Below are 24,146 nucleotides of genomic sequence, written 5' to 3' on the forward strand. Positions count from 1 at the left end.
CCAGCCCCTGCCGCCAAGAATCAGCGGGCGGAGGACTCCAGCGGCGGATAGCGGGAAGGCAGAGGCTCAGACGGCGCTGAAGGCGCAGCAGGCGGGTTCGCTGCAGCAGGAGCTTCTTCAGCCTTGCGGGCGGGGTAGCGTGCCAGCTGTGCCTCTGTGGCCTCCAGCGTGGGCACCTTGGGTTTGTTTTTGTGCGAACCCAGCGTGGCGACGAACTCGGTCTCGGAGGGCATTTCATCGCCCTCGAATTTCGCCAGCGTATCGCCCTGGAAGAACACGGTCAGCTTGCGGGTTTCGCGCTCTGACGAAGGGCGCTTGATGGTGAAGACGTATTCCCAGCGGTCTGCGTGGAACACACTGGTGACCAAGGGAGTGCCAAGGATGTCACGCACCTGCTGGCGGCTCATGCCCACCTGCAGGGCCTGGACCTGCTCGCGTGACACGAAGTTGCCCTGGACGATGTCGATCTTGTAGGGGGTGACAGCGTTGGCCACACGGCGGCTGGCACCGTCCAGACTGCTACACCCAGCCATGGCAGCCACTGCGGCACTGACCAAAAGAATGCGACCCAGACGGGCGTTGCAACAGGCTTTTTCTGGCATGGGGAAAAGGGCTAAGGATATGATCAAACCATTGTAGCGGCAGCCTTCCCGTGCGCGGGCGGGCCCCTTTTCCCGCAACCGCAAGGAGCCAGCAGCCATGACCAACATCGACGAACTCAAGAGCACCGGCCTGAAGGCCACACTGCCGCGCCTGAAGATCATGGAAATCTTCCAGAAGGGTGCGCAGCGGCACATGACGGCTGAAGATGTGTTCCGGGTTCTGCTGGAAGAGCGTTCGGACATCGGGCTGGCCACGGTCTACCGCGTGCTCACGCAGTTTGAGCAGGCAGGCATCCTGATCCGCAGCAACTTCGAAAGCGGCAAGGCTGTTTACGAACTCAACGAAGGCCAGCACCACGATCATTTCGTGTGCACATCCTGCGGCAAGGTCGAAGAGTTTTACGACGCGGAAATTGAGAAACGCCAGCAGCTCATCGCCAAGAACAAGGGCTGGGTGGTGCAGGACCACACCATGGCGCTGTACGGGCAGTGCGCCAGCTGCGCCGCCAAGTAACTGGCTTTACCCGAACCCCAGGCCTCTGCACGGCCTGGAGAGCCGCGCATGCAGTGCGGCAACTCCGCTTGTCAGTGACCGCCTGAGTCGCGCTCCATGGCGCGGCGGTGGCGGTCTACGAACTCTTGGTAGGTGTCGATACCGCGCAACTGCAAGATGGTGTTGCGCACGGCGGCCTCCACCAGCACAGCGATGTTGCGGCCAGCCACCACCTGAATCACCACCTTGAGTACAGGCACGCCCAGCACATCCTGCGTGAGCGGCTCGTACGGCAGGCGCTCGTAATCACGTTCCAGCGTTTCCTTGCGCACCAGATGCACGATGAGCTTGAGGCGCATCTTGCGGCGCACCGCTGTCTCGCCGAAGATGGCGCGAATGTCGAGCAGACCGATGCCGCGCACTTCCAGCAGGTTCTGCAGCAGCTCGGGGCATTTGCCCTCAATGGTGGTCTGGTTGATGCGGTACAGGTCTACGGCATCGTCTGCCACCAGACCGTTGCCGCGCGAGATCAGTTCCAGTCCCAACTCGCTTTTGCCCAAGCCGGACTCACCCGTGATCATCACGCCCAGGCCCAGGATGTCCATGAACACACCATGCATCGTGGTGCGGTCGGCAAAGTGCTTGGACAGGTAGGCACGCAGCACATCGATGACAAACGCCGACGACTCGCGCGTGGCGAACATCGGAATCTGCGCCCTCTCGCACATGGACACCAGCGCGTCGGGAGCCGTCTGGCTGTCCGCCAGGACCAGCACCGGAGGCTCCAGCGTCACGATGCGGGCAATGCGGCGCTTGCAGTCGTCGGGAGACGCGCTGCTGAGGTAGGCGATTTCACGCTCCCCCAGAATCTGCACGCGGTAGGGATGGATGTAGTTGAGGTAACCCACCAGATCCGCCCCGGAGCGGGCAGAGCGCACAGCCACTTCGTCAAAGCGGCGCTCGGAGGCCCCCAGGCCAGCCACCCACTCCCACTTGAGGGAGCCACGAAATTCTTCAAACAGGACGTCGGCGCTGACTACGTTAGGTTTCACGGCAACAACAGCGGTGGGTGGAACGGGAAGCGCCGGAGGGATCGGGGGATCAGGCTGCTTGTGTGGACTGCCAGCCAGCAATCATGCCGTGCAGGTCTGCCGCATCGGTCGAGGACTTGAGCCGTTCGCGAAGGGCTGAGTCGCTAAGCAGCTCGGCAATTTCGGAGAGGATTTCCAGGTGCTTTTGCGTGGCGGCTTCGGGCACCAGCAGGAAGATCAGCAGGCTCACGGGCTGCTCGTCCGGCGCATCAAAGCCAATGGGATTGAGCAGCTGGAACACAGCCGCCATCGGTGCCTTCAAGCCCTTGATGCGACCATGGGGAATGGCTACGCCATGGCCCAACCCGGTCGATCCCAGGCGCTCACGGGCAAACAGGCTGTCCGTGATGAGCGCCCGCGAGAGGCCGTGCTGGCTTTCAAAAAGCAGCCCCGCTTCTTCAAAAGCACGCTTTTTACTGGTGGCGTCCACGCTCACGAGAACTTGGGCGGCGGGGAGGATGGAGGCGAGTCGGTTCATGGTCACAGTAACAATTATGCACACACTGGCGAAAACCCTGAGTAACGGAACGTGGCCCAGAAAAAAACCGCCCCCATGGGGCGGTTGCTGCGCTGGCGCCTGAGAAGCAGAGGGCTTCAGGCGTGCAGTTCGCGCTTGACTGCTTCGTGGTGGTGATTTTGCAGCCGATCCTTGTGGCGCACTACCTGGCGGTCCATCTTGTCTACCAGTTCATCGACGGCAGCGTACAGGTCGGAGTGGGAGCTTTCCGCAAACAGGTCGCTGCCCTTCACGTGGATATTGCACTCCGCTCGTTGCCGCTTTTCCTTCTCCTTTTGTTTCTCAACTGTCAGCAGTACCTTGACGTCGACCACTTGGTCAAAATGGCGTGTGATCCGATCGAGCTTTGTGGTGACGTAATTGCGCAAGGCAGGGGTTACTTCGAGGTGGTGACCGCTGATCGTCAAATTCATAGGTAAGTCTCCTGTGGCTCTCGGTGAAACAAATGCCGCACTGGATCAGAGTGTCGGCCCGGCGAACTGGATGCATCCGTTGACGTGACTTCACTATGCGCCGGGGCCCGAGGAAATGCAATCCCAATCCGATGTGCAATGCCGGGTTATCCCGACAAAGGTGCCAAACCCGAAAAAAGCCTTCACAATGCTGAAGTCGACTCAGCGGGCCGAACCCATCCTCGAAGTCCTCAAGGCTTGCCCGGTGCCCCATGCAAATGCAGCCGCCCAGCCACCCACACGGCGCCCAGACTGGCGAAGATGCCCACGACTGCGGCCATCCAGTAGTTCTGCACCAGCCCCTGCGCGTCCCTGCTGATCAGCAATCCCCCCACCAGTGAAGCCAGCCCCATGGCTGCGGACTGCACCGACGCATTCAGCGTCATGAAGGTGCCGCGCAACTGCGGCTGGGCGGCAGAAGTCACCATGGCCATGCCCGGGATCATGCGGCCACTCATGAACGCAAACATGAGGGTGGACACGGTCAGCACGACCCATAGCGGAACACCCCGCACCAGCGTGATCCCCAGCACTGCAGGCATCACCGCAAACGCCAGCCAGCGGAAGGTCTCGACCTTGCCGTGGCGGTCGGTCATGTGCCCGAAGAAACGGGCGGTAAACAATGTGACAACGCCACCGCACAGATACACCAGCGGCACCTGGTCCGCGCGCACACCGGCATTGGCCTGCAGGTAGATGGTGATGTAGGGGATGACCGTGAAGCCGGTGAACATGAGCAGCGCCGAAAACACAAATGCCCAGCGGTGGTTGGCGTCACGCAGCACCTGGGCAATGCCACCGAAGGCGCTGCGGGCCTGCCCTGCGGCCAGGTGGGCGTCCATCACCGGCAGCGTGCGCGCCGCGCAGACCAGCAGCACCGCGCACAGGACGGCAATGCTCACAAATGGCATGTGCCAGCCCCAGTGCTGGGCCAGCAGCAAGCCCAGAGGCACCCCGGCCACCGTGGACACCGAGAACGACGTCATCACGATGCCCATGGCGCGTCCGCGCCGCTCGAAAGGAATCACATCGGCCACGATGGTCTGGCACAGGGCCGACAGCACACCGCCAAAGATACCCGCCAGCACCCGGGCCACCATCAGGGTGATGTAGGTGGGTGCCACACCGCAGGCCAGGGTGGCCAGGCCAAACAGGGCGTACAGCACCAGCAGCAAACGCTTGCGGCCAAAACGATCGATGTAGGTGGAGGCCAGCAGCCCGGACGCGCCTGCCGACAGCGTGTAGGCAGACACCAGCAGGCCAAACTGCGCATCGCTGATGCCGAACAGCTGGGTGAACTGCGGGCCCAGCGGCATCATGATCATGAAGTCCAGGATATGGGTGAACTGGATACCGGCCAAGGTGAGCAGCAGCCAGAGTTCACGGCGGGGGGACAGCGGCGCCGCTGCAGGGGAAGGTGGTGACATAGACGCGTGCAAGGAAATGCAAGACGGGGGCCGCACTGGCTGGCGGCGGGGGCGCCCAATGTGCCACAAACAGGATGACCCAACTGACAGCGTGTAGGCAGCAGACACACCGGCGCGATGATGAAGCGCCATCGGGGGCCCGGCCAAGTGGAATGCGCTGCATGGGCAGCGGCCGAAGCGGTGCCGCGTAAAATCGAGCGTCTGCGTGCAGCAAGCGCCGTGGGGCCAGCCCCCTCGGCTTGCGGGCACCAGGCCTCTGCCCCTGATCCACCGTTGCCTGCGTATGCCGCGCCCCTGCAGGCGCGCTCACTGCTTTACAGAAACCATGACCCAGCCCAGCAACCCCGCCCTGCACACTTCTGCCCTGACATCGCTGCCCCTGCTGGCACGCGGCAAGGTGCGCGACAACTACGCCGTGGGCGATGACCGCATCCTCATGGTCGCCAGCGACCGCCTTTCGGCCTTTGACGTGATCATGGGCGAACCCATCCCCGGCAAGGGCGAGTTGCTCACGCAGATGGCGCTGTTCTGGTTCGACAAGCTGGGCCACATCTGCCCCAACCACCTCACCGGTGATGCCCCCGAAAGCGTGGTCAGCCCCGAGGAAGTGGCCCAGGTACGGGGCCGCTCGATGCTGGTGCAGCGCTTGAAACCCATCCCTGTGGAAGCCGTGGTGCGTGGCTACCTGGCGGGCAGCGGCTGGAAGGAATACCAGGAAAGCCGCTCGGTGTGCGGCGTGCCCCTGCCCGAAGGCCTGACCAATGCCGCCAAGCTGCCCGAGCCCATCTACACGCCCGCCGCCAAGGCCGCCGTGGGCGAGCATGACGAGAACATCACCTTTGAGCGCACGGTGGAGATGATTGGTCTGGATTTGGCCACGCGCATCCGCGACCTGAGCATTGCCATCTACAAGGCGGCTGCCGAAATCGCCCTGACCAAGGGCATGATCATTGCCGACACCAAGTTCGAGTTTGGCCTAGCCCCTGATGGCACGCTGGTGCTGATGGACGAGGTGCTGACGCCTGACAGCTCGCGCTACTGGCCCGTGGAAGGCTACGAAGCCGCGCTGGCCGCCGGTGCCAACCCGCCCAGCTACGACAAGCAGTTTGTGCGCGACTGGCTGGAGCAGGCCAAGGTGAACGGTAAGCCCTGGGACAAGACCGCCCCCGCCCCCCGCCTGCCGCAGGACGTGATCGCCAAGACCGCGGCCAAGTACCGCGAAGCGCTGGAGCGGCTGACAGGCTGATTAGGGTCGATCTGGGTTCATTTAAATTGATCCGCCGGGCGCAGCCCGCTATCAAAACAGAAGCTGCCTGCGCTCTTTCCGCAAGGATTTCAGAGGCTTTTCGATCTGAAATCCTCATTGAATCAGCGCAACCAGCTACGAAATCAATAGCACCTACACCTCAAGACGGGCCCGCTGGCCCATAAAAAAAGGAGGCTGAGCCTCCTTTTTTTTATGCCGGTGGCATCGCTCAGTTCAGCGCCATGCTCAGCTTGCGGCGATACGCGTTGAGCATGGCAGTGGTTTCGTCCTGCTCCACCGTGGCCTTGCCCAGCAGTTCGATGCCTGCGGCGGTCTTGCCTGCCGCGGCGGGGTCTGCCTTGGGCTTGGGTGGGGTCAGCAGTTCCAGAATGGCGACATAGGTCTTGCGCGGGGCCTCGTCGCCCCAGGTCTTGTCGCGCATGATGATTTCGAGCAGCTCGTCCATGCAGGCCGCCCATTCGCCCTCGGCGATCAGCGCGCGGGCCTTGGCAAAGCGGGTGTCAAAGTCGCGCTTGTTCTGGGCGATCAGGGCGTCAAACTGCTCCAGCGGCCATTCGCCGCGCTCGTCACGCTGCACAAACTGCAGCGCATCCAGCCAGCGCCACAGGGCGTCAAACCGCAGCGGCACCGGAATGCGCTTGAGTGGCTCGTGCAGCAGGGCTTCTGCTTCCTGAAAGTGGGCGGTGGCAATCAACAGGCGCACGTAGTCAAAGCGGGCGTCGTCGTTGGTGGGGTCGGCCTCCAGCGCGTCGGCCATCTTCTGCAGGGCCGCCTGGGTGTCGCCGGATTCCAGCAGCTCATGGGCCTCATCCACATCGGCCTCGGCCTCCAGCGCGCCCTCGCTGGGCACGTGTTTGTCGAGGAAGGCGCGCACCTGGCCTTCGGGCAGAGCCCCCATGAAGCCATCCACCGGCTGGCCGTTCTTGAGCAGCACGCAGGTCGGAATGCTGCGGATACCGAACATGGCGGCCAGCTGCTGTTGCTGGTCGGAATCGATCTTGGCCAGCTTGAAACGGCCTGCGTAGGCCACTTCCAGCTTTTCCAGCACCGGGCCCAGCGACTTGCAGGGGCCGCACCAGGGGGCCCAGAAGTCCACCAGTACAGGCACGGTCATCGAGGCGGCAACCACCTCGGTTTCAAAATTCTCTACGGTGATGTCGATCATGGGAGGAACGCAGGCCGACGGGGCCCGCCAAAGGCAAGTTCGCGCTATTTTGGCCCAAGCCTGCGACCGGATGCGCCGTGGGGGGACGCAAAAAGTAAAATCGCGGGTTCCATCCATTGCGAGCGGCGGCTTCACACCACCGCAGCGCCACCCCCACACACCATGAAATCCATCCAGATCGGCGTCGTCATGGGTTCCAGCAGCGACTGGGACACCATGCAGCATGCAGTGCAAATCCTTGAGCAGTTCGGCATTGAACACGAGGCCCGCGTGGTCTCGGCCCACCGCATGCCCGACGACATGTTTGCCTACGCCGAATCCGCCGCGGGCCGGGGCCTCAAAGCCATCATCGCGGGCGCTGGCGGTGCCGCCCACCTGCCCGGCATGATCGCCGCCAAGACCACCGTGCCCGTGCTGGGCGTGCCTGTGGCCAGCCGCCACCTGCAAGGGGTGGATTCGCTGCACAGCATCGTGCAGATGCCCAAGGGCATTCCGGTGGCGACATTTGCCATTGGCACCGCAGGCGCGGCCAACGCCGCCCTGTTTGCCGTAGCCCTGCTGGCCAATGAGAACCCCGAACTGCGCCAGCGCCTGGAAACCTTCCGCGCCGAGCAGACGGAAGTGGCCCGCAACATGACCTTGCCCCCTGCAGCATGACTGCCAGCGACTTGAAACCCCTGCTGCCCGGAGCAACCCTGGGCGTGCTCGGCGGCGGCCAGCTGGGCCGCATGTTCGTGCACCAGGCCCAGGCCATGGGTTACTTCACGGCGGTGCTGGATGCCGACCCCGACAGCCCCGCCGGGCTGGTGAGCCACCAGCACATCCGCACCGGTTATGAAGACCCGCAGGGCCTGGCCGAGCTGGCCCGCGTGGCCGATGCGGTGACCACCGAATTTGAAAACGTGCCCGCCGCCGCGCTGGCCACCCTGGCCGCGCAGCGCCCCGTCTCGCCCGCTGCCAGCGCCGTCTCCGTGGCGCAAGACCGGGCGCGTGAGAAGGCGCACTTTGTGGCCTGCGGCGTGCCCTGCGCGCCCTATGCCGTCATCGAGACGCCCGAGCAACTGGCCGCTGTGTCTGCCGATTTGCTGCCTGGCATTTTGAAAACCGCCCGCATGGGCTACGACGGCAAGGGCCAGGTGCGCGTGAAGACGCCCGCCGAGCTGGCCGCCGCCTGGGATTCCGTCGGCCAAGTGCCCTGCGTGCTGGAGAAGATGCTGCCCCTGCAGCTCGAATGCTCCGTGCTGATCGCTCGCGGCCATGACGGCGCCATGGTGCACCTGCCCGTGCAGCGTAACCTGCACCGCGACGGCATTCTGGCCGTGACCGAGGTGTATGAAGGAAATCTGCCTCCAGCGCTTGCTGCACAAGCGGTGGCAGCTGCAAAATCTGTAGCAGAAGGCCTGCAGTACGTGGGCGTGCTGTGCGTGGAATTTTTTGTGCTGCAGGACGGCAGCCTCGTGGTCAACGAGATCGCCCCGCGCCCGCACAACAGCGGCCACTACAGCCAGAACGCCTGCGACGTGTCGCAGTTTGAGCTGCAGGTGCGCACCATGGCCCGCCTGCCGCTCACGCAACCCCGCCAGCACAGCGCTGCCGTCATGCTCAACCTGCTGGGCGATTTGTGGTTTGCCCATGGCGATGCCGCACAGACCCCGCCCTGGGCCGAGGTGCTGGCCCTGCCCGGCACCCACCTGCACCTGTATGGCAAGCGCGATGCCAAGCGCGCGCGCAAGATGGGGCACCTCAACATCACCGCCCCCGCTGCCGAAGCGGCCCGCGCCACGGCGCTGCAGGCCGCGGCCATTCTGGGCATTGCCCCCTTCTGACGCATGATCCTCGACGGCAACGACCCTTCCGCCATTGAAGCCGCCGCGCGCGCCCTGCGCACCGGAGCGCTCATCGGCCTGCCAACCGAAACCGTGTACGGGCTGGCCGCCGATGCGGGCAACGATGCCGCTGTGGCACAGATCTTTGCCGCCAAAGGGCGCCCCAGCGATCACCCGCTCATCGTGCACGTGGCCGACGCCGATGGCGTGCGCCATTTCGCCAGCGAGGTGCCGCCCTTTGCCCAGGCCTTGATCGACGCCTACTGGCCCGGCCCGCTCACCCTGATCCTGCCGCGCCTGCCCGGCATGGCCACCGCTGCGACCGGGGGGCAGAACAGTGTGGGCGTGCGCTGCCCCTCGCACCCCGTCGCCCAGGCCCTGCTGCGCGCCTGCGCCCGCACCGACGCGGCGCTGGGCGGCCAGCCCGTGTGGGGCGTGGCAGCCCCCAGCGCCAACCGATTTGGCCGCGTGAGCCCCACCACCGCCCAGCATGTGCAGGACGAGCTGGGCGCCGACCTGCTGGTGCTGGACGGTGGCGCCTGCGGCGTGGGCATTGAGAGCACCATCGTGGATTGCACCCGCGGCGTGCCCGTGCTGCTGCGCCCTGGTGCCGTCACACGCGAGCAGATCCGCGCTGCCTGCGGCGTGGCTCCGCTGTCGAAGGAAGACCTGCCAGACCACACACCGCGCGCCTCCGGCACGCTGGAAGCACACTACGCACCCGCCGCCAAGGTGCGCCTGATGGACGCCAAGGCGCTGCAGACGGGGCTGGATGTGCTGGGGGCGGATGCCGCCCACATTGCGGTGTACGCGCGTGCAGCGCTGCGCAGTCAGTCGTCCCGCCTGATCCTGCGCCGCATGCCGGACGATGCCCAGGCCACGGCGCAACAGCTGTTTGCCACACTGCGCAGTTTTGACGATCAGGGCGTCAAGCTGATCTGGATTGAAACCCCTCCCGCCACCCCCGAGTGGGAGGGCGTGCGTGACCGCCTGCAGCGCGCCGCAGCGGCCGGCTGAACACGAAACAGCCTGCCAGCCGCCGCTTTACAAGGCTTTACCTTCCCGTCGTTAAACTACCCGCACTTTTCTGGAGAAATACATGGCAGCAAATTGGATGCGCCGCACCTTCATGGTCGCCGCATGTGCGTCGGCCGCGTTGCTCGCGGCTTGCGGTTCCAGCACGATCGAATCGTCCATCTCCCCGCAACGCTTCGTGGCCTTTGGTGACGCCATGAACGATGTGGGCCAAAAGGGCTCGCTCTACACCGTCAACGATGGCTCCATCAACAACTGGACCCGTCAGCTCGCATCGGGCTACGGCAAGACGGTGACTACGGTTGCCGCAGGCGGCAAGAGCTACGCCACGGGCAATGCCCGCGTGGTGGCCAAGCCCGATGCCGCCGGCAACAGCACCACGCTGACGGTGAAGGAGCAGATCGACTCCTTCCTGGCCAGCAACAGCTTTGCTACGACAGATCTGGTGATGATCAACGGTGGCATCAGCGACGTGATCGCCAACATGGCTTCCGTGCAGGCAGGCACCATGACCAACGACCAGATGGTTGCAGCGTCGCGCCAAGCCGGTACCGACCTGGCCACCCAGGTGCGCCGCCTCGTGACTGCCGGGGCCAAGTATGTGATGGTGACGGGCACTTATGACCTGAGCAAATCGCCCTGGGCCAAGGACATCAACCAGGCCACGCTGCTGAACTCTGCCAGCAGCGCTTTCAACGAAGGCCTGCTCGTGGGCATCGTGGATCTGGGCTCCAACGTGCTCTACGTGGACCTGGCCTACTACGTGAACCTCTACACCAGCAGCCCATCCAGCTACGGTTTTGACAACGCCACCACGCCTGTGTGCACCTCGGTGGACAGCTCCAACGGTATCGGTCTCGGCACCGGCAAGGTCAACTCCTCGCTGTGCAACACCTCGACCCTGCTGTCTGGCGCCAATCAGGACAAGTATGCGTTTGCTGACTCGGTGTACCTCACACCTTCGGCACACCGCCAGTTCGGCACTTACGCCTACGACCGCCTGCGCGCACGCTGGTAATCAGCGCTTGGCGCACAACAAAAAACCGACCCTCGGGTCGGTTTTTTGTTGCCTGGGTGAAGCTCAGTCCACCATCAGAAGCGATAGCCAATACCCACCGCAAATACGTTGGGGTTGAGCTTGATATTAATGGACTGACCTGAAGACAGATGGGTGGTGGTCTTGATGAAGCTCTTGTAGTACGAGGCATCCACAAACCAGCGGTCATTCAGATTCCACACAAAGCCCACCTGCGGGGTGATGCCCCACTTGTTGTCGATGTAGGCCGTGGTGGGCCGGGCGGGGTTGCCACCGGTGATGGCTGTCAGGGCCGCGGTGGAGCGGTTCTTGAAGAAGCGGCTGTAGGTCACCCCCACACCCACATAGGGGCGAAAGGCGGCCTGAGGTTCGCCAAAGCGGTATTGCGCAAACAGGGTGGCAGGCACGACCTTGGTCTCGCCCAGCTTGCCGGTGCCCGCAATGGCGCCATCGCCATAAAAGTTGTGCTTGAAGGGCAGGCCCACGGGCAGGTCTACCGCCCAGTGGTCGGTCAGCATGTAGTTGAGACCGCCTGTCAGCGCGCTGGCGGACCCTACGTCCACCGTGGTGCCCGGAAAGCTGGGCGTGGAAAGGTTGCCGCTGGTCACTTGCGGAGCAATGTGCGTGACGCCTGCGCGCACGCTGAAAGTGCCCGCCACCTGCGCGCTGGCGCCTGCGCCGATGCACAGGGCCGCCAGGCCCAGAGCGATCTTGGAGAAATGGTGCATGTCAGTTCCTTGGTCGTGGGGTGCAGCCATTTCAGAGCCATCCGGCGCGTGAGAGCGAGCGCGAGACGAGTTGTCCCATCAGCTGATGAACATAGGGCGAGGGGTGGAAGCTGTCGGAGAAGGCATACGACTTCCACCATTCAGTGCCCGCAGCCACGCCTGCAGGGGGCGTGGCCAGCAATGCCGCAGAGGTGCAGGTCGGAAAGCTGTAGGTCGGCAAGCCGTCGCTGCCCCGGCCCGTGGCAGGGCAGGCTGGCGTGGTGATGTTGGTCAGCTCGTACTGGGCGGGATGCTCCGCCTGATCTTTCGAGGACTCATGAAAGTCCACGATGGCCACGCGGCTGTCGCCCGCAAAGCTGGCGCTGAGCTGGGTGTTGAAGGCACGGATCCAGCTGTCGAACAACGCAGAAGCCTGCGCGCCCGCAGCTGCACCCTGGGCGGCCGTCACAGACGAGATCACCAGCTTGAAGCGTGGGGTTTGCAGGATGTCAGGCACGTTCAACACGGCCACGCGGGTGGCGCCCTTGCTCAGCGCATGGGTCTTGAGGGTGTTGGCAAACTGGGTGGCAAGCGCCTGCATGTAGGCACCGCCCGCCTGCGCCAGGCCGGGTGCTCCGGCAGCCAAAGCGGCATTGACGGTGGCGGCATCCAGCACCGTGCCGAGCAAAGCGCGGTAGCTGGCGGCGCCGTCATTGCCTGCCCGCAGGTAGGCTCCGATCAGGTCGGCAGCATCGTTGGAGCCCCCATCGACCAGAAGCAGGTCGGACGCCGCATAACCGGCCACGCCCGCATCCTTGATCTGCTGGGTGATCGACACAGGCGATGTGGGTGCAGACACGTTGTTGATGCGACCGCCACCCACCGCGTGGTTGGTGCAACCTGCCTTGACGTCAAAAGTCGTGCCGTTGGCCGAGGCGTAACGTGCGCACAGCGTCTGGCTGTAGCTGGCCGCCACGCGGTCCACCCACAAGGGGGTAGAGCCTGTGCCCGTGGGCGCTGAGCCCTGGACCGTGAACTTGTAGCCGAAGGTGCCGCTGTCGGCCAGGCTGTCGCCCACGACCTTGATACCCTGCACGGGGGCCAGGGGCGTCGTGTCCGCCCCGCTACCTCCGCACGCCGTGAGGACTGCCGCTGCCGCGAGGGAGGCCCACAATGCCTTGCGCTGAAATGTCATCCGAGTGATCCTGAGTGGTTGAAAAATAGAACGACCGTTCTATTTTTTGAGCCATTCTACGCAGGAATGCCAAAGCCCCCCATCGGGTAAACACTGGGAGGGCCTTTGGATGGGATGAAGCGCCAGCGCCAGAGGCGCAGGAAGCGTCAGACAACGTACCCGGAGCCAAGCCCCAGGTTCGCGTCAGCGGAGTTACTTGACGAGATCAAACAATCCGCGGGCTTGGGCGTGGCACAGCGGAGGCTCATACGTGCCGTGGTAGCTGCCGTAATACGCGGCAAAAGCAGCCGACGTGGGATCGGTCGGCGCCTTGCCGCCAGGGCCAAACGCAGCCTGGATGGCGGCATCCACGTCCACCGATGTCACGTTGGTCACGCCACGCCGGTCGAAATCAGCCTTCATCACCTGCTGGTGGACGGCAGGGGGTACTGTGGGGTCGCCCGCACCGCCACACAGCAGCACGCGCGCCTTGGGAGTCCAGCCCAGCAGGTCGTTTTTCTTGGCTGCCTGGAACAGCGGGTTGTTGCCCCCTTGCTGCGCACCGGCCAGGTACGCCGACTGGAACAGCGCATCGCGCGCCTGGTTGGGCGTGCCACCGGGCAAGGTGCCGGTGGTCAGCAGGGTGGTGTAAGTGAGGGTGGGGTTGGGCAGCAGGTTTTCGATGTAGCTCGCGTACGGAGCCTTGAAAGCCTCTGATGGCGTGGCATACAGCCCGCCGTACACCTTTTGCCAGGAGGTCACGATCATGGGCACGAAGTATTGGAAGCCCGCCACCGCATCAGGCACCTGGAACGAACCCGACATGTTGTATGGCCCGGCCAGATGTGCGCCCGCCACCACGTTGAACTCGGTGCCATAGTCGCGCTCGGCAGCGCGGTGGGCAGACATGGATGCGTGCCCGCCTTGCGAGTAGCCGGTGAACATGACCTTGCCCGACAGCTTGGCCCCCACCGTATCGGCTGCATTGCGCGCCGCACGGATGGAGTCAATCACCGTGGTGGCCTGCGAGTCGGCGTGCAGATAGGGGTGGAAGCTGTAGGTGGACTTGGCATAACCCAGATAGTCCGTTGCCACCACAGCGTAGCCCTGGGCCGCGTACATGGCCGCCAGCAGGAAGGTTTCCGCATCCTGAGGGTTGGCTAGCGTGCGGGTCTTGAGCACTTCCGTTCCCCGCGCATTTGCCACCAGGGGCGCAGCGGTGGAACAAGCCCCCGCAGGCACCAGCATGACCCCGGAGGCATTGCTCATTTCCCCCGCCTTGGCCCCCGGTGTGCGGTAGTTCAGGGCCACCACCTTCACATCGCACTTGGCCTTGCCGCTGAGCGCCTGCAAGCCGCTTGCCGCCGTCGTGGCATCAATCTGCGCGGCGGTGAGCGTGGTCACCACAGCCGGCGGATCGATGAGCTCACCCCGAACCGGGTCGTCGGAGCCGCCGCAGGCGACAAGCAAGGCCGCAGCAGCGGCCAACGAGGTCAAACGCAATGCATTCATGGGAAATCCCTCATGGTTGGATGACGAAGGGCGCATGGTGCGCGTACCTGCGCTGCAGAATCCATAGGGGATAACGCGGCAAAAGTGCCTGAAAACGCCTGTTGCAGGCGCACTCATGACACCAAGGTGACAAAGGACCACCCGCGATCGGCGCGAACGAATCCGCGCATTCAAGCGCAGGCTTCCGACCTACCTATCAGGACACGGTCTTGCGCCCTTGAAATCGCAGCTTCATGACCAGAATCGCGGCCGCCAGCATGAGCGTGATGGCGTTGGCCACCACGATAGGCCAGGCCTGCAGCGCCAAGCCATAGGCCAGCCACAGCGCCACCCCGGTGGTGAAGACGCTGTACATGCCCAGCGAGATGCCGCTGACATCGCGCGTGCGAAAGGTGTGCACCGCCTGCGGCAAAAAGCTGCAGGTGGTGAGCGTGGCGGCCAGGTAGCCGATCAGATCAGAGAGGGACATGCGCAGATTCTGCGGGAGAAGACGCCCCCGTGGCGCACCGCCATGCGGCACGGACAAAGATTCTGGATACAAAGGCTTTTTGGCCTGTAGCGCTCATGGAAAAAGCGCAAGCAGCTATCATTTTCATAGCATCAATCTCTGGCAACCCAATCCGTGATGGCATCCAGCACAGGCCGGGCCGTGTTCGCAGCAGGGTGGTTGACGATGGCCACCAGTACGTAGCGCTTGCCGCTTTGCGCATGCACGTAGCCCGCCACCGCCATCACATCGCGCAGGCTGCCGGTCTTGAGGTGGGCCGCACCCCGGCTCTGGCTGCGGCGCAGGGTGCCATCCACCCCGGCAATGGGCAAGGACGCTACCAGCTCGGGCATCACAGGCGACATCCAGGCCGCCTGCAGCATGCGGCCCAGCCCCTGGGATGTGAGGCGGGCCTCCCGGCTCAAGCCCGCGCCGTTGTCAGGCACCGGTGGCTCCATGTCGGCAAACCGGGCCTGCCACCACTGGCGCAGGGCCTCGCGGGCGCCGTCCATGGTGGCCACGCCGTTCTTCTGGCGGGCCAGCGCCAGAAAGACGTGCTGCGCCATGACGTTGTTGCTGTACTTGTTCACGTCACGAACCACCTCGGCCAACGCGGGCGACGTGCTGACAAACGCAGGCTTGAGCCCGGCGGGCACCTTGCCATCGCGCACCGAGCCGGTGAGCTTGCCGCCCAGCTCGCGCCACATGCCTTCCACGGCACGGGCAGCAAACTCGCGCGGTGCGGGGTAGGCCACGGGCCACACGCGCTCTCCACAGGCGGCAGGGTAGGCCCCCTGAAAAGTCACCTTGAGCGGGTCCGACAGCTCGGCCCGCAGGGCCCCCCGCCAGTCACCACACTCCGTGCCCGCTGCTGCCAGCGCCACCGTGGCCGGGCGCTGCACGCCTGCCAGGGGCGGGTCGTACTGGATGCGGGCCACACCGGCCGATACATCCGGCACAAAGGTCATGACGCTGGACTTGTAGTTCAGCAGCAGGGCATCGGGCGACGCGTTGTAGGGCCGAAGCGGCTCGCCGTCAAAACGGCCGGGGTCCTGCTCGGGCACATCAAAGGCCGTGCGGTCGAGCACGATGTCCCCCACGATGACCTGGATGCCCTGGGTCTGCAGCCTGCGCATGAGCAGCCACAGCCGCTCCACCACCAGTTTGGGATCGCCCTGCCCCTGGATATACACATTGCCCTTGAGGCTGCCGCCCGCCACCGTGCCTTCCACGTAGACCGGTGTGTTCCAGGTGTAGGCCGGGCCGAGCTGCTCCAGCGCGGCATAGGTGGTCACCAGCTTCATCACCGAAGCCGGGTTGACTGGCACCTGCGCGCGATAGGACAGCCGTGGCGCGGTGCGTGCCCCACCTTGCGCATCGGCCACCCACACGCTGATGGCGTCGCGAGGCAGCTTGGCGCGCGCCAGGGCAGCATCCACCTCGGGCGGCAGCGTCGTCGCACCTGCGCCCCCTTGCTGCGGCTGTGGTTGCGCCAACACCTGCGCAGTCCAGCCACCCCAAAGCACCATCAGGCCCGCAAGAGCCGTCCACTTCCATGCAGTGCCACCCACCGCCTTTTTGCTTGTGTTCATACCGCAAGTCTAGAGGCGAGCGAACTGAGCCTTCCCAGCCCCCTCTGTGGGCGAAACAACGAAAACGCAACAGGCCATGAAAACCCCAAGACAAGTGGGCTTAGGGTTTTTACACTGTGCAACAAATTAATAGTGACCTCAGGACCTGGAGACAAAAAGGCTGCCCAGCACAGGGCTGCTTTTCCTGTCTCCCTGCCCCACTAGCTTCAATGATCTGACAGGGACTCCCATGAATTTCCTCTCCAACCTTTCCGTTGCCAAGCGCCTTGCGCTCGGTTTTGCCCTGGTGCTGTTGCTATCGATGGGCGTCATCGGGCTGAGCATTTCGCGGTTGAACGCTCTGGCGGATGCCACCGAAGAAATGGTGCAAAACCCGATCAAGACCGAGCGACTGGTGAGTGACTGGTCTCGCAACCTGCGGGTCGGTATCACCCGCACTGCCGCGGTGGCCCGCAGCAGTGACCCCGCGCTGGCCGACTTCTTTGCGGAGGACAGCAAAGCCTCTTCCAAGAGCTCGGGCGAGTTGCAAAAGGCGGTGGAAGCGCTGATGTTCCTGGATTCTGAAAAGAAGCTGTTCAAGGAAATCGGCGAACTGCGCACCCTGTACCTCAAGAACCGCGACACGATTTTTGCCCTGAAAAAAGAAGGCAAGGTGGATGAAGCCAATGCCTTGCTGGAAAAGCAGTTCATCCCCGATGCGAACAAGTACGCCATCAAGATGGATGAGCTGCTGAGCAACCAGCGCGACCAGGTGGACAAGCTGGGCAAGGCCATTCAGGACAACCGCCAGTCCAGCCGCCAGTTGCTGGTGGTGCTGGGCGTTCTGAGCGTTGCACTGGGTGCGGTGTTCTCCTGGATTCTGGCCCGCTCGGTCACTGTGCCGCTGGCGCAGGCCTCGCATCTGGCCAAGCGCGTGGCCGAAGGCGATCTCACAGCTCCCGTTCCTGTCCACGGCAAGGATGAAGTGGGCGAACTGATGTCCTCGCTGGAGCTGATGCAGAACAACCTGGCCAATGTGGTGAGCAATGTGCGTCGCGGCTCCGAGTCGGTGTCCAACGCCAGCGCAGAAATCGCCCAGGGCAACAACGACCTGAGCGCCCGCACCGAGCACCAGGCCAGCGCGCTGGAGCAGACCGCTGCAAGCATGGAAGAACTGAACTCCACCGTGCGCCACAACGCCGACAACGCGCGTCAGGCCAACCAGCTGGCGCTGACGGCATCGAACGTGGCCGTGCAGGGCGGCACCGTGGTGGGCGAGGTCGTGGAGACCATGAAGGGCATCAACGAAGCCAGCCGCAAGATCAGCGACATCATCAGCGTGATCGACTCCATTGCCTTCCAGACCAACATCCTGGCCCTGAACGCTGCCGTGGAAGCGGCCCGGGCAGGCGAGCAGGGCCGCGGGTTTGCAGTGGTGGCATCCGAGGTGCGCAGCCTTGCCAGCCGCAGTGCGGAGGCCGCCAAGGAGATCAAGAGCCTCATCAACGCCAGTGTGGAACGCGTGGAGCAAGGCACCATGCTGGTGGACAAGGCCGGTGAGACCATGAACGAAGTGGTTACCAGCATCCGCCGCGTGACGGACATCATGGGCGAGATCAGCGCGGCCAGCAACGAACAAAGCTCAGGTGTGGCACAGGTGGGAGAGGCTGTCACGTCCATGGACCAGGCCACCCAGCAAAACGCGGCCCTGGTGGAAGAAATGGCCGCCGCGGCCAGCAGCCTGCGCAACCAGGCCCACGAGCTGGTGCAGGTGGTGGCCGTCTTCAAGCTCTCTGCCGACCAAAGCCGCGCCCACAGCATTCACGCCAGCGCAGCACCCGCCCCACGCCCAGCGGCATACACGGCGGCCCCCAGCCTGAAAGCCCCGGCAGCGCCCAAACCCGCTACCGCCAAACTGGCAGCCAAGGCTACCGCCCCCAAGGCAGGACCTGCCCAGCCCGCCAAACCCGCCGCACCTGCGCTGGCCGCTGCCCCCAAGCCCGCCAGCCGCGCTCCGCAACAGGGCAACGATGACGAATGGGAGTCTTTCTGAGCCGCGCTGCGGACACTCGGAATGGCAAAGACTGAAGGCGGGGAAGTCTGCCCTCCCATCTGTCCGCCCATTTCTCCGCGCTTGAATGCCTGAATGCTGAAATACCCCGGGGGCCTTGATGGCTCCTGCGCCATGCCCTCGCAGCCAGGCAGGGCATGCGCCAGCGCAGCACAGGCACCGTGACCGCGCCAGATAATCCGGCGATGCGTTTTTCTCCCCGCACCGTGGGCCTTCTGTCTGCGGTCATCACCGTCACCATCTGGACAGGTTTTATCGTCATCGCCCGGGCCTCTGCACAACGCACCCTGCTGCCACTGGACATTGCCCTGCTGCGCATTCTGGGCGCCAGTCTGGTGCTCCTGCCCTGGAGCTGGTGGATGGTGCGGCAGCGCCGCATCGCTACATCCAGTCTGGGCGGCCTGTCCCCCCTGCCCTTGCGTACAACGGCGCTGCTCGGTGTTTTCGGGGGCGCGCTGTACGCAGTGCTGGCCTATGCCGGTTTTTTCCACGCACCCGCCATCCATGCCTCCGTGCTGCTGCCGGGCAGCCTGCCGCTGTGGACGGCGCTTCTGGCGGCCTGGCTGCTGCGTGACCGCATCACCCCGCTGCGCGCCGCCGGGCTGGCGTTGATCGTGGCTGGCGACCTGCTGGTGGGCGGTAGCAGCCTGCTGGCGGCGTGGACGGGCGCTGCGGTGTGGAAGGGTGATGTCATGTTCATGCTGGCAGCCGCCAGCTGGGCCATGTACAGCGTCCACGCGCGCCGCCTGGCGGTGGACGCAGTGCAGGCAACCATGGCGGTCACTGCCTTTGCCTTGGTGACCTGTGCGCCTCTGTATGTGCTGCTGGTGGGCAGCGGCTTGCTCAGCAGCCATCTGGGCCAGACACCCTGGGGTGAAATCCTGTTCCAGATGGGCTTCCAAGGCATCGGAGCCGTGGCCATCTCAGGCATCACCTTCACACGCATGATCCAGCACTACGGCCCCGTGCGCTCGACCATGATCACCGCACTGGTGCCCGGTCTCTCGGCCATTGGCGCCGTCTGGCTGCTGGGTGAGCCGCTGCACTGGAACCTGGTGGCGGGCCTGCTGCTGGTCACCACGGGTATCCTCCTGGGGGTGCTGCGCCCCGGCCTGCGGCCCGCTGCCGCAGACAAGGCGCCGCAGGGGGCAAAATTGCACCCCTGACGCCTCCTGCCTGTGGCCCAGCCGGGAGAATGGCCCAGGCATAGCGTCCTGGACCTTTTGTCATGGATTGCCCCCTTTTTACTGCCCACTTTTGCTGCCTTTTAGCCCCGGCCCCATGAACCTGCTTGCCTTTGACACCAGCACCGACACCCTCTCTATCGCCGTGCAGCGGGGCGAGGCAGTGTGGCAGCACACCGGTCCTGGCGGTGCCCAGGCGTCGGCCAGCCTGATCCCCGCCATACAGCGTCTGCTGGCCGAGGCCGCCCTCGGTTTTGACACGTTGGATGCCATTGTGTTTGGGCGTGGCCCCGGCTCGTTCACCGGCTTGCGTACCGCCTGCGCCGTCGCCCAGGGGCTGGCCTTTGGGGCACGCAAGGGCCAGGGGGTGCCGGTGCTGCCGGTGGACACCCTGCTGGCCGTGGCCGAGGAAGCCCGCCACCAGCACGGCTGCACCCAGGTGCTGGCGGTGCTGGATGCCCGCATGAACGAGGTGTACAGCGCCCGCTGCCAGTGGCAGGCCGTCACGCAAAGCTGGCAGGCGGATGCAGACTTTGGCCTGTGCGCGCCCGAAGCCCTGGTGTTGCCCGCCGCAGGCCCCGATGGGGAGGCTGCAGACGCCAGACCATGGACAGTGGCAGGCAATGCCCAAGGCCCCTATGGCGAGCGGCTGCTGCCCGGCGCGCACCATGCACAGGTGCTGCCCACTGCCGCCGCCTTGCTGCGCCTGGCCCCCGCCTTGCTGGCCGCTGGCCAGGCCGTGCCCGCCAGCGAAGCGCTGCCGCGCTACATCCGCGACAAGGTGGCACAAACCACGGCCGAGCGCGAGGCGCTGCGCGCACAAACCCCAGCTACGGCAACACCCCAGTCCACACCATGAGCGCCGTACCCCAACCCTTGCGCCAGCCGGATGACAACGCCCCCGAGGTGCGCTTTGAAAAGCTGACCCCGGAGCGTCTGGATGCCTTGCTGGACATCGAGTTCAGCGCGTATTCCCATCCCTGGAGCCGCGGCAACTTCACCGATGCGCTGGCTTCTGGCTACGAATGCCAGTTGCTGATGGCGGGCGAGCAGATGCTGGGCTACTTTGTGGCCATGCTGGGGGTGGACGAAGTGCACCTGCTCAACATCACCGTGGCGCCTGCCTTTCAGCACCAGGGCTGGGCGCGGGTGCTGCTGGACGCACTGGCCCTGTGGGCGCGGGGGCGCAATGCACAGTGGCTGTGGCTGGAAGTGCGGGCCAGCAATCTGCGCGCACAGCACGTCTACGAAACCCACGGCTTCCGGCGCGTGGGAGAACGCAAACGCTACTACCCTGCGGCCCATGGCCAGCGGGAAGATGCCATTGTCATGAGCCTGCCCCTATGAGCCTGAACCTTGATGCGCGCCAGCGCGCCATGCTGCAAGAGATGGGAATCACCGTGTGGGCCCGCCCGGAGGCCGCTGCCCCCGCTGCATCTGCCACCACAGCAGAGGCCCCTGCAGCCAGCACGGCCACCGCAATCCATTCGCCTGCAGCGCCAGCCGCTGCGCCAGTGCACCGCCCGCCTGTGGCCGAGTCCGCCCCGCCAGTGCGTTCCGATCCACCAGCGGCACCTGCACAAGCGCCCCGAACCATTGCTGCTTCGGCAGCTCCTGCCGCGCCCGTCACCGCTGCGGGAGCCAGCGCCTCCCCCAGCGCCGCGCCCCTACTCCGGCTGCACGCCCCCGTTGCGCTGTATCCCCAGGCCGATCCGGCCAAAACGCCCACGGCGCTGGGTGCTGGCTGGCTGATCGTGACCGAGGGCATCTCGGCCAGCGACCCGCTGGCGGGTGACGCAGGCAAGCTGCTGGACAACATGCTGCGCGCCATGCAGTTGCACCTGCACCCCCGTGTGTACCTGGCCGCCCTGGCACGCCCCACGCCCGGCATGCGGGCACCCGAGGGCGAGGACCCGGCATCCACCGACGTGGCTGGTGCGTTAGAACATGCAGTGCACACGCTGCAGCCCACCATGGTGCTGGTGCTGGGCCATGTGGCAGCACGCGCAGTGCTGGGCCGCACCGAGCCCCTGGGCCGCCTGCGCGCCGCCCCGCACACGGTGGTGGGCCGCCACGCGGTGGTGACCTACGACCCGGCCTTCCTCCTGCGCTCCCAGGACGCCAAGGCCGCCACCTGGGCAGACCTGTGCAGGGCGCTGGCGCTGGTGCGCAAGGGATAAAAGGGTCAAACCCCATTGGGCCTTCGAACAACGCAAGGCCCTTATACCCCTCACTTTTTTGGCACGCACGCACCGCAGGCCACCCGCCAGCGCCATGGTCGGGTGCCATAATCGCGGGCTCAATCAACAAACGGAGACAGCTCCTTGGAAACCTACCCGAGTTGGTAGCTTTCAGCTCCCCCGGCACGCCGCGTGGGGTTGAAAGCAACCCTATACCCCCACACCGCAGATGCCACCAAACAAGGGAGTGAGCCTATGCTCAACATCTTCACGCTCGCCAACGGCCGGCTGTTTCAGGAAGAGATCGAATCGCTGGAAGAGCTGACCAAGTTCCAGCCCATCTGGGTGGACCTGGAAGCCCCCACCCTCGAAGAAAAGCGCTGGATCAAGCAGCACTACGGCCTGTCCATCCCTGAGGATGCGATGGACGAGGACATCGAGGAATCCGCCCGTTTCTACGAAGAAGACAACGGCGAGCTGCACATCCGCAGCGACTTTTTGATCGACGACGATGAAGACCCCCGCTCGGTGCGCGTGGCCTTCATCCTGAACCAGCACAACGCCAACCTCAAGAGCCGTGGCGTGCTGTTTTCCATCCACGACGAAGACGTGCCCGTGTTTCGGCTGCTGCGCATGCGCGCCCGCCGCGCGCCCGGCCTGATCGAAGACGCCAAGGAAGTGCTGCTCAAACTGTTCGATGCGGACGCCGAATACTCTGCCGACACGCTGGAGAACATCTACGACGAGCTGGAGAAAGTCAGCACCCAGGTGCTGGCAGGCGATGTGACCGACGCACGCGCCGGTGAAGTGCTGGCCGCCATTGCGCGCCAGGAAGACTTGAACGGCCGCATCCGCCGCAACGTGATGGACACGCGCCGCGCCGTGAGCTTCATGATGCGCTCCAAGATGCTCAACTCCGAGCAGTTTGAGGAAGCGCGCCAGATCCTGCGCGACATCGAATCGCTGGACAACCACACGGCCTTCCTGTTCGACAAGATCAACTTCCTGATGGACGCCACGGTCGGTTTCATCAACATCAACCAGAACAAGATCATCAAGATCTTCTCCGTGGCCAGCGTGGCGCTGCTGCCACCTACGCTGATTGCCAGCGTGTACGGCATGAATCTGCAGTTCCCGGAGCTGCAGATGCTGGGCGCCGCAGGCTACCCCTATGTGCTGGGGCTGATGGTAGCCAGTGCGCTGGGGCCGATGTGGTACTTCCGCAAGCGCGGCTGGTTGAAGTAGCCCCCCTGTGGCGCTACGCGCCTTCCCCCCCGAGGGGGGACGCCTCCGGTGGACTGGCAGAGCCAGATCCACGGTGGCGCTGTTATCGGAGTGCGCCAGTATCAACGCCTGTGCTTCTTTCAAACGCAAAGGCAACAACTCAAATGACCGCTAGCGCTTGAAAAATAAGCGCCAGCAGCTATTAATTTCATAGCTTTTGCAGAAAACCCCGCATGATGTGCTCGGCGTAGCGGGTTGCTACGGTGTTCACAAACGCCGGGAAGTCCACATGCGCGGTGTCGTCGGCGCGGTCGGAGATGGTGCGCATGGCGGCGAAGGGCAGGCCGTAGTCGTGGCAGACCTGGGCAACGGCGGCGCCTTCCATTTCCACGGCCAGCACGTCGTGGCCCGCGTCGCGCAGGACGGTGCGCAGGCCCTGGGCCTCGGCGGCGGCGCTGACAAAACGGTCACCGCTGGCCACCAGCCCGTGGTGTACCCTGGGCTGGCCGGTGACGAGACTAGAGTCAAATTGGCCATTAGCGCCCGCCACATAAGCGCTGGCAGCTTCCAAAAGCATAGCAGTCAGTGTCTCATCACAGCCCAGGCGGGTGCGGGCGTAACCGGGCAGTTCCCAGCGGGGGAAGATCGGTGAAGCGTCCATGTCATGCTGCACATAGTCTTGCGCCACCACCACGTCGCCCACCTGCACCCCATCGCCCACGCCCCCGGCCACGCCGGTGAAGACGATGCGCGCCACGCCAAAACGCTCTGCCAGCGCCGTGGCCGTGGTAGCCGCTGCTACCTTGCCAATGCCCGACAGCGCCAGCACCACGGTGTGTCCCTCCCAGTCGCCTCGCCAAAAGGCACGTCCGGCGTGCACGACGCGCTGGGGCTGCGCCAGGTGCTGCAGCAGGGAGCTTTGTTCTTCGGGCAGGGCGCTGAGGATGGCGGTGGTCATGGGGAGGATTGTGGGGGATGGGCTGGCGCTCAGAAGCCTTTCAAGAAACTGCGCCATGGGAAACGGCCCCAGCGGGGCCGTGTCCTTTTTCAAACGATGTGCAGAGGATCCCTTGTGGCTGCGGCCGCTGCGCTTCACGTTGCTACGCAACATGAGCCTTCGCCGCA

At 64.6% G+C, this 24,146-nt stretch carries 24 protein-coding genes; 12 read left to right on the plus strand and 12 right to left on the minus strand.

Annotated features, from left to right (window positions below):
• Positions 1-20 precede the first annotated feature (20 nt).
• Positions 21-602 carry an outer membrane protein assembly factor BamE gene (locus tag AACH87_RS20100; RefSeq protein ID WP_338796339.1) on the minus strand — a complete coding sequence of 194 codons (582 nt, stop codon included), beginning with the start codon at positions 600-602 and terminating at the stop codon, positions 21-23.
• Between the two features lie 97 nt (positions 603-699).
• On the opposite strand from AACH87_RS20100, the gene fur reads away from it, so the two are divergent.
• The gene (gene fur / locus AACH87_RS20105; RefSeq protein ID WP_338796340.1) at positions 700-1,116 is read left to right on the plus strand and encodes a ferric iron uptake transcriptional regulator; all 417 of its coding nucleotides are present in this window, start codon (positions 700-702) and stop codon (positions 1,114-1,116) included.
• A gap of 71 nt (positions 1,117-1,187) precedes the next feature.
• On the opposite strand, the gene hprK is transcribed toward fur, so the two are convergent.
• The 4 genes from hprK to AACH87_RS20125 form a co-directional block, all read right to left on the minus strand.
• A complete protein-coding gene (hprK, locus tag AACH87_RS20110) occupies positions 1,188-2,147 on the minus strand; it encodes an HPr(Ser) kinase/phosphatase (protein ID WP_338796341.1) in 960 nt (319 codons plus the stop codon).
• Between the two features lie 49 nt (positions 2,148-2,196).
• Positions 2,197-2,664 carry a PTS sugar transporter subunit IIA gene (locus AACH87_RS20115; RefSeq protein WP_338796342.1) on the minus strand — a complete coding sequence of 156 codons (468 nt, stop codon included), beginning with the start codon at positions 2,662-2,664 and terminating at the stop codon, positions 2,197-2,199.
• 116 nt (positions 2,665-2,780) lie between these two features.
• Positions 2,781-3,116, minus strand: a complete 336-nt coding sequence (gene raiA / locus AACH87_RS20120; RefSeq protein ID WP_338796343.1) for a ribosome-associated translation inhibitor RaiA — start codon at positions 3,114-3,116, stop codon at positions 2,781-2,783.
• Between the two features lie 230 nt (positions 3,117-3,346).
• Positions 3,347-4,582: an MFS transporter gene (locus tag AACH87_RS20125; RefSeq protein WP_338796344.1), complete on the minus strand. Its 1,236-nt coding sequence runs from the start codon at positions 4,580-4,582 to the stop codon at positions 3,347-3,349.
• Positions 4,583-4,907: 325 nt separating this feature from the next.
• Between AACH87_RS20125 and AACH87_RS20130 the strand changes: the two genes are divergently transcribed.
• Positions 4,908-5,828: a phosphoribosylaminoimidazolesuccinocarboxamide synthase gene (locus tag AACH87_RS20130; RefSeq protein ID WP_338796345.1), complete on the plus strand. Its 921-nt coding sequence runs from the start codon at positions 4,908-4,910 to the stop codon at positions 5,826-5,828.
• A 229-nt stretch (positions 5,829-6,057) separates the two neighbouring features.
• Here the strand turns inward: AACH87_RS20130 and trxA are convergent, their stop codons facing one another.
• Positions 6,058-7,014: a thioredoxin gene (trxA, locus tag AACH87_RS20135; RefSeq protein ID WP_338796346.1), complete on the minus strand. Its 957-nt coding sequence runs from the start codon at positions 7,012-7,014 to the stop codon at positions 6,058-6,060.
• A 162-nt stretch (positions 7,015-7,176) separates the two neighbouring features.
• On the opposite strand from trxA, the gene purE reads away from it, so the two are divergent.
• The 4 genes from purE (at position 7,177) to AACH87_RS20155 (ending at position 10,893) form a co-directional block, all read left to right on the plus strand.
• The gene (gene purE, locus AACH87_RS20140) at positions 7,177-7,671 is read left to right on the plus strand and encodes a 5-(carboxyamino)imidazole ribonucleotide mutase (protein ID WP_338796347.1); all 495 of its coding nucleotides are present in this window, start codon (positions 7,177-7,179) and stop codon (positions 7,669-7,671) included.
• Complete coding sequence (locus AACH87_RS20145) at positions 7,668-8,840, plus strand: 5-(carboxyamino)imidazole ribonucleotide synthase (RefSeq protein ID WP_338796348.1); 1,173 nt, start codon at positions 7,668-7,670, stop codon at positions 8,838-8,840. Before purE ends, AACH87_RS20145 begins: the two co-directional genes overlap by 4 nt.
• A 3-nt stretch (positions 8,841-8,843) precedes the next feature.
• Positions 8,844-9,857 carry an L-threonylcarbamoyladenylate synthase gene (locus tag AACH87_RS20150; RefSeq protein WP_338796349.1) on the plus strand — a complete coding sequence of 338 codons (1,014 nt, stop codon included), beginning with the start codon at positions 8,844-8,846 and terminating at the stop codon, positions 9,855-9,857.
• Positions 9,858-9,939: 82 nt separating this feature from the next.
• The gene (locus AACH87_RS20155; protein ID WP_338796350.1) at positions 9,940-10,893 is read left to right on the plus strand and encodes an SGNH/GDSL hydrolase family protein; all 954 of its coding nucleotides are present in this window, start codon (positions 9,940-9,942) and stop codon (positions 10,891-10,893) included.
• Positions 10,894-10,967: 74 nt separating this feature from the next.
• Here AACH87_RS20155 and AACH87_RS20160 read toward each other — a convergent pair whose 3' ends face one another.
• The 5 genes from AACH87_RS20160 to dacB all read right to left on the minus strand — a co-directional run bounded on the left by AACH87_RS20160 (position 10,968) and on the right by dacB (position 16,383).
• Positions 10,968-11,639: an OmpW family outer membrane protein gene (locus AACH87_RS20160; RefSeq protein ID WP_338796351.1), complete on the minus strand. Its 672-nt coding sequence runs from the start codon at positions 11,637-11,639 to the stop codon at positions 10,968-10,970.
• Positions 11,640-11,670: 31 nt separating this feature from the next.
• Complete coding sequence (locus tag AACH87_RS20165; RefSeq protein WP_338796352.1) at positions 11,671-12,813, minus strand: SGNH/GDSL hydrolase family protein; 1,143 nt, start codon at positions 12,811-12,813, stop codon at positions 11,671-11,673.
• 192 nt (positions 12,814-13,005) lie between these two features.
• Entirely contained in the window at positions 13,006-14,304 is a 1,299-nt protein-coding gene (locus tag AACH87_RS20170) for a lipase family protein (RefSeq protein ID WP_338796353.1), read from the minus strand.
• Positions 14,305-14,500: 196 nt separating this feature from the next.
• A complete protein-coding gene (locus AACH87_RS20175) occupies positions 14,501-14,773 on the minus strand; it encodes a SemiSWEET transporter (RefSeq protein ID WP_338796354.1) in 273 nt (90 codons plus the stop codon).
• A 131-nt stretch (positions 14,774-14,904) separates the two neighbouring features.
• Entirely contained in the window at positions 14,905-16,383 is a 1,479-nt protein-coding gene (gene dacB / locus AACH87_RS20180; protein WP_338796355.1) for a D-alanyl-D-alanine carboxypeptidase/D-alanyl-D-alanine-endopeptidase, read from the minus strand.
• A 229-nt stretch (positions 16,384-16,612) separates the two neighbouring features.
• Between dacB and AACH87_RS20185 the strand changes: the two genes are divergently transcribed.
• The 6 genes from AACH87_RS20185 to corA all read left to right on the plus strand — a co-directional run bounded on the left by AACH87_RS20185 (position 16,613) and on the right by corA (position 23,042).
• Positions 16,613-18,415 carry a methyl-accepting chemotaxis protein gene (locus AACH87_RS20185; RefSeq protein ID WP_338796356.1) on the plus strand — a complete coding sequence of 601 codons (1,803 nt, stop codon included), beginning with the start codon at positions 16,613-16,615 and terminating at the stop codon, positions 18,413-18,415.
• A gap of 203 nt (positions 18,416-18,618) precedes the next feature.
• Complete coding sequence (locus AACH87_RS20190; protein ID WP_338796357.1) at positions 18,619-19,599, plus strand: DMT family transporter; 981 nt, start codon at positions 18,619-18,621, stop codon at positions 19,597-19,599.
• A 115-nt stretch (positions 19,600-19,714) separates the two neighbouring features.
• Complete coding sequence (tsaB, locus tag AACH87_RS20195; protein WP_338796358.1) at positions 19,715-20,476, plus strand: tRNA (adenosine(37)-N6)-threonylcarbamoyltransferase complex dimerization subunit type 1 TsaB; 762 nt, start codon at positions 19,715-19,717, stop codon at positions 20,474-20,476.
• On the plus strand, positions 20,473-20,964 hold the full coding sequence (rimI, locus tag AACH87_RS20200; RefSeq protein WP_338796359.1) for a ribosomal protein S18-alanine N-acetyltransferase: 492 nt from the start codon (positions 20,473-20,475) through the stop codon (positions 20,962-20,964). The genes tsaB and rimI overlap by 4 nt, the downstream gene beginning before the upstream one ends.
• Positions 20,961-21,797: a uracil-DNA glycosylase family protein gene (locus AACH87_RS20205; protein WP_338796360.1), complete on the plus strand. Its 837-nt coding sequence runs from the start codon at positions 20,961-20,963 to the stop codon at positions 21,795-21,797. The genes rimI and AACH87_RS20205 overlap by 4 nt, the downstream gene beginning before the upstream one ends.
• 255 nt (positions 21,798-22,052) lie before the next feature.
• Positions 22,053-23,042: a magnesium/cobalt transporter CorA gene (gene corA, locus AACH87_RS20210; protein WP_338796361.1), complete on the plus strand. Its 990-nt coding sequence runs from the start codon at positions 22,053-22,055 to the stop codon at positions 23,040-23,042.
• 187 nt (positions 23,043-23,229) lie between these two features.
• On the opposite strand, the gene AACH87_RS20215 is transcribed toward corA, so the two are convergent.
• Complete coding sequence (locus AACH87_RS20215; RefSeq protein WP_338796362.1) at positions 23,230-23,979, minus strand: 5'-methylthioadenosine/adenosylhomocysteine nucleosidase; 750 nt, start codon at positions 23,977-23,979, stop codon at positions 23,230-23,232.
• Between the last annotated feature and the right edge of the window lie 167 nt (positions 23,980-24,146).

It is taken from the genome of Acidovorax sp. DW039 (assembly GCF_037101375.1).
GTDB lineage: Bacteria > Pseudomonadota > Gammaproteobacteria > Burkholderiales > Burkholderiaceae_C > Acidovorax.

Bases quoted from the DNA above. Each gene is read 5' to 3' on its own strand.
- AACH87_RS20100 (WP_338796339.1), bottom strand. From the start codon at position 602: ATGCCAGAAAAAGCCTGTTGCAACGCCCGTCTGGGTCGCATTCTTTTG.
- fur (WP_338796340.1), top strand. From the start codon at position 700: ATGACCAACATCGACGAACTCAAGAGCACCGGCCTGAAGGCCACACTG.
- AACH87_RS20115 (WP_338796342.1), bottom strand. From the start codon at position 2,664: ATGAACCGACTCGCCTCCATCCTCCCCGCCGCCCAAGTTCTCGTGAGC.
- raiA (WP_338796343.1), bottom strand. From the start codon at position 3,116: ATGAATTTGACGATCAGCGGTCACCACCTCGAAGTAACCCCTGCCTTG.
- AACH87_RS20125 (WP_338796344.1), bottom strand. From the start codon at position 4,582: ATGTCACCACCTTCCCCTGCAGCGGCGCCGCTGTCCCCCCGCCGTGAA.
- AACH87_RS20130 (WP_338796345.1), top strand. From the start codon at position 4,908: ATGACCCAGCCCAGCAACCCCGCCCTGCACACTTCTGCCCTGACATCG.
- trxA (WP_338796346.1), bottom strand. From the start codon at position 7,014: ATGATCGACATCACCGTAGAGAATTTTGAAACCGAGGTGGTTGCCGCC.
- purE (WP_338796347.1), top strand. From the start codon at position 7,177: ATGAAATCCATCCAGATCGGCGTCGTCATGGGTTCCAGCAGCGACTGG.
- AACH87_RS20145 (WP_338796348.1), top strand. From the start codon at position 7,668: ATGACTGCCAGCGACTTGAAACCCCTGCTGCCCGGAGCAACCCTGGGC.
- AACH87_RS20150 (WP_338796349.1), top strand. From the start codon at position 8,844: ATGATCCTCGACGGCAACGACCCTTCCGCCATTGAAGCCGCCGCGCGC.
- AACH87_RS20155 (WP_338796350.1), top strand. From the start codon at position 9,940: ATGGCAGCAAATTGGATGCGCCGCACCTTCATGGTCGCCGCATGTGCG.
- AACH87_RS20160 (WP_338796351.1), bottom strand. From the start codon at position 11,639: ATGCACCATTTCTCCAAGATCGCTCTGGGCCTGGCGGCCCTGTGCATC.
- AACH87_RS20165 (WP_338796352.1), bottom strand. From the start codon at position 12,813: ATGACATTTCAGCGCAAGGCATTGTGGGCCTCCCTCGCGGCAGCGGCA.
- AACH87_RS20170 (WP_338796353.1), bottom strand. From the start codon at position 14,304: ATGAATGCATTGCGTTTGACCTCGTTGGCCGCTGCTGCGGCCTTGCTT.
- AACH87_RS20175 (WP_338796354.1), bottom strand. From the start codon at position 14,773: ATGTCCCTCTCTGATCTGATCGGCTACCTGGCCGCCACGCTCACCACC.
- dacB (WP_338796355.1), bottom strand. From the start codon at position 16,383: ATGAACACAAGCAAAAAGGCGGTGGGTGGCACTGCATGGAAGTGGACG.
- AACH87_RS20185 (WP_338796356.1), top strand. From the start codon at position 16,613: ATGAATTTCCTCTCCAACCTTTCCGTTGCCAAGCGCCTTGCGCTCGGT.
- AACH87_RS20190 (WP_338796357.1), top strand. From the start codon at position 18,619: ATGCGTTTTTCTCCCCGCACCGTGGGCCTTCTGTCTGCGGTCATCACC.
- tsaB (WP_338796358.1), top strand. From the start codon at position 19,715: ATGAACCTGCTTGCCTTTGACACCAGCACCGACACCCTCTCTATCGCC.
- rimI (WP_338796359.1), top strand. From the start codon at position 20,473: ATGAGCGCCGTACCCCAACCCTTGCGCCAGCCGGATGACAACGCCCCC.
- AACH87_RS20205 (WP_338796360.1), top strand. From the start codon at position 20,961: ATGAGCCTGAACCTTGATGCGCGCCAGCGCGCCATGCTGCAAGAGATG.
- corA (WP_338796361.1), top strand. From the start codon at position 22,053: ATGCTCAACATCTTCACGCTCGCCAACGGCCGGCTGTTTCAGGAAGAG.
- AACH87_RS20215 (WP_338796362.1), bottom strand. From the start codon at position 23,979: ATGACCACCGCCATCCTCAGCGCCCTGCCCGAAGAACAAAGCTCCCTG.